Genomic DNA, 8870 nt, shown 5'->3' on the forward strand with positions numbered 1-8870 from the left:
CGCACGACGGCGGAGCTCAAGCGGGTAACGGGAAGGTCGTGCCATGACTCGATCCTTTCATGAAACCGAGTCTCTATTTGAGCCGGGGCGGTTCAGTCTGCGGCTGGCTCATGCAGGACCGGGAATGGACGGCACTCTGGCGGACCGCCTGGCCGCAGTGATCAACGGCATGTACTCGATCGCCAACGGTGTCGACGACGGCAAGGGCCGTGTCGAACAGGTCCTGGTCAGGAAGAACAACTGGATCCTGTTCATCATGAGTTCCGGGAGTCCGCCGGCCGTGGTGGCGCGGAACGCGGGACGTGACCCGGACAAGGTCGAAAGCGTGTTGGGCGTGCTGACCAACACGCGGGCGGACGAGGGTGCCGTCGGTTTTGCGATGGTCAACCTGATCCAGCGGATGGGCGAGTTGCTGGCCACACAGGCACGCGTGGGCGGGGCCCCTTCCGGTGACGGCCAGTGAGATGGCGGCCGCAAGCGGCCCGGCCTGGACCGTCGAGGACACCGAGGCCCCCAGCCTTTATGTCCTGACCGGCGGCCAGACCAAGCCCACACACGACTTGCAGCTCGAGACGCTGCTGTGGGCCGAGGGAGAACCGCCCTCCGGCCAGCCACCAGAAGCCGAGCAGGCCATGGCGTTGTGCCGGGAGCGGCCCCTGGCCGTCGCCGAGATCGGCGCCCTGATCGGGCTGCCGTTCCAGATCACCAGGATCCTCATGTCCCGGCTGATCGACATCGGTGCGCTGAGCGCCGTGACCGCCGCAGGCTCCGCCGACCTTCCCGACGTTGCTCTCCTGAAGGCCCTTCGCGATGGACTCCTCAAGCTCTGACCTCGGACTCTCACGCCCGCTCGCCGACGCGAGGCCCACCTCTGTCAAGATCGTCGTCGCCGGCGGGTTCGGCGTCGGCAAAACCACCTTTGTGGGCGCCGTCTCCGAGATCACCCCGCTGCGTACCGAGGCCGTGATGACCGCCGCCTCGGAGGGCGTGGACGACCTCACGCTGCTGTTCGACAAGAAGGCGACCACCGTCGGCATGGACTTCGGCCGAATCACCTTCCCGCAGCTCAACACCATCCTAATGCTGTTCGGCACGCCAGGACAGACCCGGTTCTGGTTCATGTGGGACGAGCTCACGCGAGGCGCCCTCGCCGCGGTCGTCCTCGTCGACACCCGCCGTCTCGACGAAAGCTTTCCCGCGGTCGACTACTTCGAGCGACTCGGACTGCCCTTCCTGGTCGCCGTGAACGAGTTCGACAACGCCAGCCGCTACGACCCCGACGAGGTCTCCTCCGCACTCGCCCTGCCGGCCACTGTTCCGGTCATGCTGTGCGATGCCCGCAAGCGGGCGGACGCGGCCGGCGTCCTCGGCCGACTCGTCGACCACGCGCTCATCCGCTCGCATGCCCCCGCCAACCTCCTTCAAGGAGCACAGCTGTGAACCCCCACGCTCAATCCGACCTCCGGTCCGCCACCGGCTCCGACATCGACTGGCAGAGCCACCTGCCCGAATTCCTCGACCCCGCAGCTCCGCCCGTCGGCGCCTTCGACGCATTCGCCCAGCAGGTCGCCGCCGCGGCAGGCACTCCGTACGCGATGCTCAACTGGGTCGGCAGCGAGCAGTTCTTCCTCGGTCTCGCCAACCCCGCAGGGGGCGAACTGCCGGTGGTGGGCCGCACCATGCCACTGACCCACGGCTTCTGCCCGCACGTCGTCCAGCGCCGGGGCTCGCTGGTCCTGACCGACGTCCTCGACTTCGACGAGTTCGCCGGCAACCCGGTCGTCGACGAGATCGGGGTCCGCGTGTATGGAGGAGCCCCCCTCATCGACGAGCGTACGAACCATGTCTGGGGCACGGTCTGCGTGGTCGGCACCGAGCCGCGCGACCGCGCGGAAGGCCGGCCGCTGTGGGCCCTCATCGACCACTATCGCGACCTCTTCATGACCGAGTTCTACCGGCGCACCAGCGCCTAGCAGCACCCGCGCGCCCGGCCGCAGCACCCGCGACCACCACCCCCAGGGGGAGACAACGATGCCCACGATGTCGTCCACGACTCCGGATCTCACGCCCGACTACGAAGCCCTGGTCCAGCACTTCGACGAGTTCGCCAACGCCGAAGTCACCCCCCGAGTCCAGCGCATGGAGTCCTCCCCTCACGCCGTGGAACGCGACCTGTCCCTGCTCATGGCCGAGCAGGGATGGTTCGGCGCCACGATCCCCCGCCAGTACGGCGGTATGCATGCGGGACATCTCGCCAAAACCCTCATGATCCAGAGAATGGCGCGGGCCTCGGGCGCGGCCGGCGCCATCCTGCAGGCGAGCCAGCTGCCCGTATCGATGATCATCCACTTCGGCAGCGACGAGCAGAAGGCCCTGCTGCTGCCCCAGGTCGCCTCCGGGGACACGCTGCTGTCGATCGCGGTGACCGAAGAAGAGACCGGCAGCCACGTGCTCGGCATGGAGACCACCGCCCGCCGCGAGGGCAGCGACTGGATCATCGACGGCAGCAAGGTCCATATCGGCAACAGTCACATCGCCCACGTCCACTGCGTCGTGGCCCGCACCGACTCCGCCGACACGGCCGGCTCCCGCGCCCTGACTGCCTTCCTCGTCGAACACGACCGCGACGGACTGACCGTCGAACCGCACCGGTCCGCCCTCGGCCTGCACGGCTTCAGCTTCGGCAAGCTCACTTTCGACGGCGTACGAATACCCGAGGCCAACGTGATCGGCGGCGTAGGCGACGGCAAAGACATCGCCTACAGCAGCAGCATCCTCTATGGCCGGCCCAACCTCGCCGCGGTGTCCCTCGGCATCCACGAAGCGATCGTGGAATGCGTGACCGACTTCCTTGAGGGGCGCCGCCGCTACAACGGCACCCTCGCCGACCTTCCCGTCCTGCGCGACCGGGTCGGCGACATGAAGTCCCGGCTGATGGCCAGCCGCGAGCTCGCCTACCTCGCCGTACGCATGCTCGACTCCGGCCGCAGCTGCGATGACCGGCTCATCAACTCCAAGTACCTCAACCATAAATGGGCCGTTCAATCGGGCCAGGACGCCATGGAACTGCACGGCGCCCACGCCTTGCGCACGGACTACGCCCTCCAGCGGCTATGGCGGGACGTCCAGCACACCTACTCGCCCGCCGGAACCGGTGAAGTACAGCGCCAGCGCCTGGCCGAAACCGAGCTCGGTGCCCCTCCCGTCCAGTGGTCCGAACGGCTCGCCGCCAAAACCTCGCTCTTCCTCCCCACCAGCACAGCCGCCTGACTCCCGAGCGCCTTCCCTTCCTCTCCTACTCAGCCGACACGGAGCACCTCCATGACGAGTACCACTCCCGCCGTACGTACGGCCGAAACAGATGTGTCCGCGTTTGTGGTCGGGGCGCGGCGGGAGCTGGACAGCATTGCAAACCGGGGCATCGTCTCCGCCCCACGTGCCGTCGCCGACACGCTCACCACGCTGGAGGAGCTCGCCCCCGCCCTCATTCCTCACGCCCTGGCCCTCGCCGCAACGCCCGATGAAAAGGAACGGTCCGACCTGCACGAGCTCATCGAGCGGACCGAGCGCCGCGCCGCCGCTCGGCCGCGGGCAGACCTGGCATACGAACATCTGCTGGTGCTGGTCAGCCAGTTGCAGGAGCTGCTGCGCCAGCTGGAGCGAGCGCACGGCATCTCCTGCCGAGGCACACAGGCAGGCGGCGCCAGGCGCCGCGGCGACCAGGGCTCAACCGGACCACAGATATAACGACTCGCTGCTCGAACCCGAAGAGGGAGATCCGTTGACCTGCGACGACACTGAACTCCGCGTTGCCTGCTGGAACCTTGAGCACAACGGCGGCAGCGGACAGCTGCGACGTCTTCCATCCAGCCCATGGTCCACATGCGCATCGGCCGTCGGCATTTCGGCCACGGTCGCCATCTGGTGGGACCGCCTGAATCAGCGGCCGGTGACGTGCGGGCCACGAGATTAGGCGGCTGGGATACGACTCAAAACGTGCGTTCGAAGCCGGACGTCGCGTCGTTGTTCCGGTCGTCATCAGCTATCCCCCAAGTCGGCGCCGGAGGTGCCCAGTTGCCTGTAGTTCAGGCTCCCCCGAACGATCTCCGAGCGGCCCTATGGCCGTTTGCGTTCGCCTTCCGGTTTACCGACAGGGCGAGGGGAGGTAGCTGGTGAGCGCCGAGCCCACATCTCAGGCGTCTGACGGCGCGGCGTCGCGCCGATTGCCGCCTCCGCCGCCCGCCGAGCTGCGCTACGGCGGCCGGTACGCCAAGAACCCCCTGACAGACGCATCGTTCGCGCAGATGTGCAGGCGGCTTCCGTCAGTGCTGGCGCAGACCGCACGGATGGCGTGGGCGATCGACCGGTCGGCGGTGCTGCTGCTGGCGGGCTGCCAGCTGGCCATCGGCGTGAGCGCCGCCGTACTGCTCACCGCCACATCCCGCGCGATGCACTGGATCCTCGCCGACGGCGAGGTGGCCGACCGGCTCCACCAGGCGCTGCCGGCCCTGCTGGTCCTCGCCTGCGCCTCAGCGGCAGGGCGGGTGGCGACCGCCCTGTCCTCGTACGCGGACGGCCGGATCACCCCGCGGTTGACGACCGAGTCCGACTGCGCCCTGGTGGCGGCGGTGTGCCGGATGGAGGCCGCCGCGCGGGCGGAGGACGGCTGCGCGGACCGGCAAGAGGCGGCGGAGATGGGGGTGGTCCGCAGCCACGTGATGGTGCAGGACGCCACCCGGTTCACCGCCGCTGTCGTACGTATGGTCAGCGCGAGCGGGGTGCTGTCGGTGCTGCACCCGCTGTTGCTGCCGCTGTTGCTGCTCGCCGTCGTCCCCGCCGGCGTGGGCGCCGTCCTGCACGCCCGTGTCAGCTACGAGACGCACTACGCCAACGTGGGCGACCGCAATGTTCGGCAGAACCTGCGCGGCTGGGCGACCAGCGTGAAGTTCACCGATGAGATCCGCGCCAACGGCATGACCTCGTACCTGGTGTTCTGGTACCGGTCGATCTCGGAGCGGATCGACGCGCGCACCCTCGCCGCGGCGCCGAAGATGTTGCGGATCGTGCTGGTCAGTTCGGCGATCGGCGGCATCTTCCTCGTCGCCACCTGGGCGGGTCTCGCCTGGCTGGCGGCCAGCGGGCGGATCGAGCCGTCGATCGCCGCGACCGCGGTCATCGCGGTGCAGACCGCGCTCGCCGCCCTCAGTCAGCTCGTCATCTACGGCGCAGCCATGTTCCACACCTCCCTCTACCTCGCGGACATGGGCGGCTTTCTCGACTACGCCGCCGAACGCCCGCCCAACCGGGGCGAGTTCACGCCGAGTCGGCCGGTGGAGGAGATCCGCCTCGACGAGGTCGTGTACCGGTATCCGGGCAAGGAGACTCCGGCCGTGGCGGGAGTGTCGCTGGCGGTGTAGGCGCCATGTGGAGCTGAACACGGTCGATGCCACGACCACGGCTGCACCTCACCGATCCAAACACGTGAACATTGCACCTGCGGGAACAGAGTGAACAATCCCTCAGGACTGTTCCGTATGGACGACAACGCGCCAACACCGGCGAACAACGGCGGCTTGAACGGACGAAGCAGTAGACGCAGGCAGGCGTGCAGCGGCGTTGTGGCTCCGCGCGAATGGCTACCACCCGATCTGAAGTAACCCAGCCGGAAGCACCATGACCGAGCAGCCCGACCAACTGTCGTTGGAGGTCGTCGCGCTGGCAGGCTGGCCGTGTTCCGACTTACCCGTTCAAAACATCGATGAGACCGTACGGAAGGTCGCCCTTCGTCCCCTGTGAAGCGCACGATGGCGTTCTCTTCCACCAGTTCAGGCGGAATGTTGTCCGTGGCGGGTCATCGCCGCAATCCGAACTGGCCAAATCAACGGTGGATCTTCGAACAGGACGTAACACCTGATGACAGACTGATCGTCTCGGCTGAGGCCGTCGAGGAAGTGAAGCCCGCCGGGGCGCCGGACGCTCTGGATGACCAGCTGATCGGTCAGCTGGTCGACCGGGCGAAGGCCGACGGGATCAAACTGACCGGCCAGGCGGGCTGTTGCAGCAGCTGACGAAGAGGATCCTCGAGTCCGCCCTCGAAGGCGAGATCACCGACCTCCTCGGGCACGAGAAGCACGAGAAGGCCGCCGACGGCAACACCCGCAACGGCACCCGGGCAAGACGGTGGTGACCGAGGTCGGGCCGGTCGAGATCGAGGTCCCCCGGGACCGGGCGGGCTCCTTCGAGCCCCAGATCGTCAAGAAGCGGCAGCGCCGGCTGCCCGGTGTCGACGAGATGGTGCTCTCTCTGTCCGCCCGCGGCCTGACCCGCGGGGAGATCTCCGCCCACCTGGCGGAGGTCTATGGCGTCGAGGTGTCCAAGACCACCATCTCCACGATCACCGACAAGGTGATCGACGGCATGCACGAATGGCAGAACCGGCCGCTCGACTCGCCGGGGAACCGGTGGCGGTCAGGCCGTAGGTCCGCAGGGCGGTTCCGGTGAAGACCTCGTGGCGTTCGGCGGGTTGGAGAGTGGCCGTCAACTCCCGTGCGGTTGAGATGACTTCGGCGTAGGGGGCGGCCAGCCGGCAGACGGGCCAGTCGGAGCCGAACATCAGCCGCCGCGGACCGAAGGCGTTCAGCACCGTGTCCGCGTACGGTCGGAGGTCTTCGACGCTCCATTGGTCCCGGTCGGCCTCGGTCACCATGCCGGAGAGCTTGCAGACGGTGTTGGGCAGCGAGGCCAGCAGGCGCACCGCGTCCGCCCATGGCCGCAGCTCGCCCGATGCGATGGGGGGCTTGCCCGCGTGACCGAGTACGAAGGTGAGGCCGGGAAGCAGTCGGGCGGTCTCGTGCGCGGCCGCGAGCTGGTGGGGCCGGACGACCAGGTCGTACACGAGCCCTGCTTCGGCCACCGCGGCGAGCCCACGCAGCACGTCCGGCCGCATCAGCCAGCGAGGATCGGTTTCGCCCTGCACCTGGTGGCGGATGCCCACCAGGTGCTCGCCACCCGGCCCCTCCCGCAGCGCCGCGAGCGCGCGGGCGGTATCCGGGGAGGTCAGGTCGGTCCAGCCCACGACGCCGGCCACCAGGTCGCTGTCCTGGGCCAAGGCCAGGAACTCGGGTGTTTCCTCCGGCACGTCGATCGTCTGGACCAGGACCGTCGCGGTGACGCCGGCTGCCCGGGCCTCGGGCTCCAGGTCGGCGAGCGTGAAGTCGCGGCGCAGCGGGGCGAGTTCCCGTCCGGTGATCCAGTCCTGGTCACGGTGGGAGAGGTCCCACACGTGGTGGTGTGCGTCGATGACGCCCTCAGCGGTGTTCCCCGCCATGGCGGTCACCCCCACGGCTGCTCCTTCGGCCGATCGGCTTCCTCGACCGGCATGGCAGCAGGGACGGGGACGTGCGGGGGCAGCAGCCCCTCGGCGCGCAGTCCGTCCCAGACCGTGGCCGGCATCGTTCGCCCCAGCTGGTTCACCGTGTCGCGGACCTCCTCGGCGGAACGAGCTCCGGACAGTACGCTCGCGACCGCCGGATGGCCGAGCGGGAAGCGCAGAGCGGCTGCGCGCAGCGGTACGCCGTGGCGTTCGGTGACCGCCTTCATGCGCAGGGCCTGGTCCAGTACATGCTGTGGGGTGGGCGCGTAGTCGTACGTCGCCCCGGGTGTCGGGTCGGTGAGCAGACCCGAGTTGAACACCCCGCCGACGATGACACTCCTGCCGCGGGCGGCGGCCTCCGGCAGCACCTCGGCAAGCCCCTCCTGCTCCAGCAGGGTGTAACGGCCGGCGAGCAGCACCACGTCGATGTCGGACTCGCGCAGGAAGCGGGCCGGGAGCGCGCACTGGTTCACTCCGATACCGATCGCCTTGACCACGCCTTCGCCGCGCAGCCGTTCCAGGGCCGGGTATGCCTCGGTGAGAGCCTGCTCGGCATGGTGGTCCGGGTCGTGCAGCAGGGCGATGTCCACACGGTCCAGGCCGAGGCGGTCCAGGCTCGCTTCCAGGGAGCGCAGGACGCCGTCGGAGCTGAAGTCCCAAACGCGGCGGTGAGTGCCGGGCACGGCGAAGCCGTGGGCGAGATCGTCGTCTTGGCCGCCGTCGGGGTTGGGCTCGAGCAGCCGCCCGACCTTGGTGGAGACGGTGTACGTGTCGCGGTCGCGGTCGCGCAGCGCGGCGCCCAGGCGTCGCTCGGACAAGCCGAGTCCGTAGTGCGGGGCGGTGTCGAAGGTGCGGACGCCCGCGTCCCAGGCCGCCTCCACCGCGGCGGACGCGGCCTCGTCGGTGACCGGGCGGAAGAGGTTGCCGATGCCGGCGGCCCCGAACGACAGCTCGGTGACCCTGACGTCGGTGGCGCCCAGCGTGGTCGTTCTCATGAGCCGGCCGCCGGGCGCAGCCGGAGTCCCTGCATGCCACCGTCGACGGCGAGGGCGATGCCGGTGACGGAGGCTGCGGCGGGGCTCGCCAGGTAGATGACGGCGGCCGCCACCTCGTCCGCGGTGACCAGGCGGCCCAGGGGCTGGCGTGCGTCGAGGGCGGCGCGTTCCGCCTCCGGGTCGTCGGCGGCGTCCAGGAGTCGGGTCACCCAGGGGGTGTCGGCGGTGCCGGGGCTGACGCAGTTGACGCGGATGCCCTCGCGGACGTGGTCGGCGGCCATCGCCAGGGTCAGCGACAGTACCGCGCCCTTGCTGGCGGAGTACAGGGCGCGCTGGGGGAGGCCCGCGGTGGCCGCGATAGAACATGTGTTGACGATCGCCGCGTGCGACGAGCGCCGCAGATACGGGAGGGCGGCCCGGGTGGTGCGCACCGTCCCGAGGACGTTGATGTCGAGGACGCGGTGCCATTCCTCGTCCTGGTTGTCCTCGACGGTGCCGACGGC

The 8870-nt window shown here is 69.1% G+C and carries 9 protein-coding genes and 2 pseudogenes; 8 read left to right on the plus strand and 3 right to left on the minus strand.

Annotation, left to right across the window (positions count from 1 at the left end):
• Positions 1-124: 124 nt before the first annotated feature.
• The 8 genes and pseudogenes from ABZ281_RS25080 to ABZ281_RS25115 form a co-directional block, all read left to right on the plus strand.
• On the plus strand, positions 125-463 hold the full coding sequence (locus ABZ281_RS25080) for a hypothetical protein (RefSeq protein ID WP_356658884.1): 339 nt from the start codon (positions 125-127) through the stop codon (positions 461-463).
• 1 nt (position 464) lies between these two features.
• Positions 465-830, plus strand: coding sequence for a DUF742 domain-containing protein (locus ABZ281_RS25085; protein ID WP_185006873.1), 366 nt, complete (start codon positions 465-467; stop codon positions 828-830).
• The gene (locus ABZ281_RS25090; RefSeq protein WP_185006875.1) at positions 811-1440 is read left to right on the plus strand and encodes an ATP/GTP-binding protein; all 630 of its coding nucleotides are present in this window, start codon (positions 811-813) and stop codon (positions 1438-1440) included. Before ABZ281_RS25085 ends, ABZ281_RS25090 begins: the two co-directional genes overlap by 20 nt.
• A 44-nt stretch (positions 1441-1484) precedes the next feature.
• Positions 1485-1973, plus strand: coding sequence for a GAF domain-containing protein (locus ABZ281_RS25095; RefSeq protein ID WP_307060462.1), 489 nt, complete (start codon positions 1485-1487; stop codon positions 1971-1973).
• Between the two features lie 58 nt (positions 1974-2031).
• Positions 2032-3270, plus strand: a complete 1239-nt coding sequence (locus ABZ281_RS25100) for an acyl-CoA dehydrogenase (RefSeq protein ID WP_356658886.1) — start codon at positions 2032-2034, stop codon at positions 3268-3270.
• A gap of 51 nt (positions 3271-3321) precedes the next feature.
• Positions 3322-3747 (plus strand): hypothetical protein, encoded by a 426-nt coding sequence (locus tag ABZ281_RS25105; protein ID WP_356658888.1) that lies wholly within the window; start codon positions 3322-3324, stop codon positions 3745-3747.
• Positions 3748-4172: 425 nt separating this feature from the next.
• Positions 4173-5411, plus strand: a pseudogene (locus ABZ281_RS25110) (ABC transporter ATP-binding protein); the annotation flags it as partial.
• Positions 5412-5978: 567 nt separating this feature from the next.
• Positions 5979-6447, plus strand: a pseudogene (locus ABZ281_RS25115) (transposase); the annotation flags it as partial.
• On the opposite strand, the gene ABZ281_RS25120 reads toward ABZ281_RS25115, so the two are convergent.
• The 3 genes from ABZ281_RS25120 to ABZ281_RS25130 all read right to left on the minus strand — a co-directional run.
• A complete protein-coding gene (locus tag ABZ281_RS25120; RefSeq protein WP_356658895.1) occupies positions 6395-7327 on the minus strand; it encodes an amidohydrolase family protein in 933 nt (310 codons plus the stop codon). The pseudogene ABZ281_RS25115 and the gene ABZ281_RS25120 overlap by 53 nt on opposite strands.
• A gap of 5 nt (positions 7328-7332) precedes the next feature.
• A complete protein-coding gene (locus ABZ281_RS25125; protein WP_356658890.1) occupies positions 7333-8367 on the minus strand; it encodes an aldo/keto reductase in 1035 nt (344 codons plus the stop codon).
• Positions 8364-8870, minus strand: a 507-nt coding sequence (locus ABZ281_RS25130) for an SDR family oxidoreductase (RefSeq protein ID WP_356658892.1), incomplete at its 5' end; no start/stop codon positions are given. The genes ABZ281_RS25125 and ABZ281_RS25130, both read right to left, overlap by 4 nt.

The sequence above is a fragment of the Streptomyces sp. NPDC006265 genome, assembly GCF_040613555.1.
Classification (GTDB): Bacteria; Actinomycetota; Actinomycetes; order Streptomycetales; family Streptomycetaceae; genus Streptomyces.

Bases quoted from the DNA above. Each gene is read 5' to 3' on its own strand.
- ABZ281_RS25085 (WP_185006873.1), top strand. From the start codon at position 465: ATGGCGGCCGCAAGCGGCCCGGCCTGGACCGTCGAGGACACCGAGGCC.
- ABZ281_RS25100 (WP_356658886.1), top strand. From the start codon at position 2,032: ATGCCCACGATGTCGTCCACGACTCCGGATCTCACGCCCGACTACGAA.
- ABZ281_RS25105 (WP_356658888.1), top strand. From the start codon at position 3,322: ATGACGAGTACCACTCCCGCCGTACGTACGGCCGAAACAGATGTGTCC.
- ABZ281_RS25120 (WP_356658895.1), bottom strand. From the start codon at position 7,327: ATGGCGGGGAACACCGCTGAGGGCGTCATCGACGCACACCACCACGTG.
- ABZ281_RS25080 (WP_356658884.1), top strand. From the start codon at position 125: ATGGACGGCACTCTGGCGGACCGCCTGGCCGCAGTGATCAACGGCATG.
- ABZ281_RS25125 (WP_356658890.1), bottom strand. From the start codon at position 8,367: ATGAGAACGACCACGCTGGGCGCCACCGACGTCAGGGTCACCGAGCTG.
- ABZ281_RS25090 (WP_185006875.1), top strand. From the start codon at position 811: ATGGACTCCTCAAGCTCTGACCTCGGACTCTCACGCCCGCTCGCCGAC.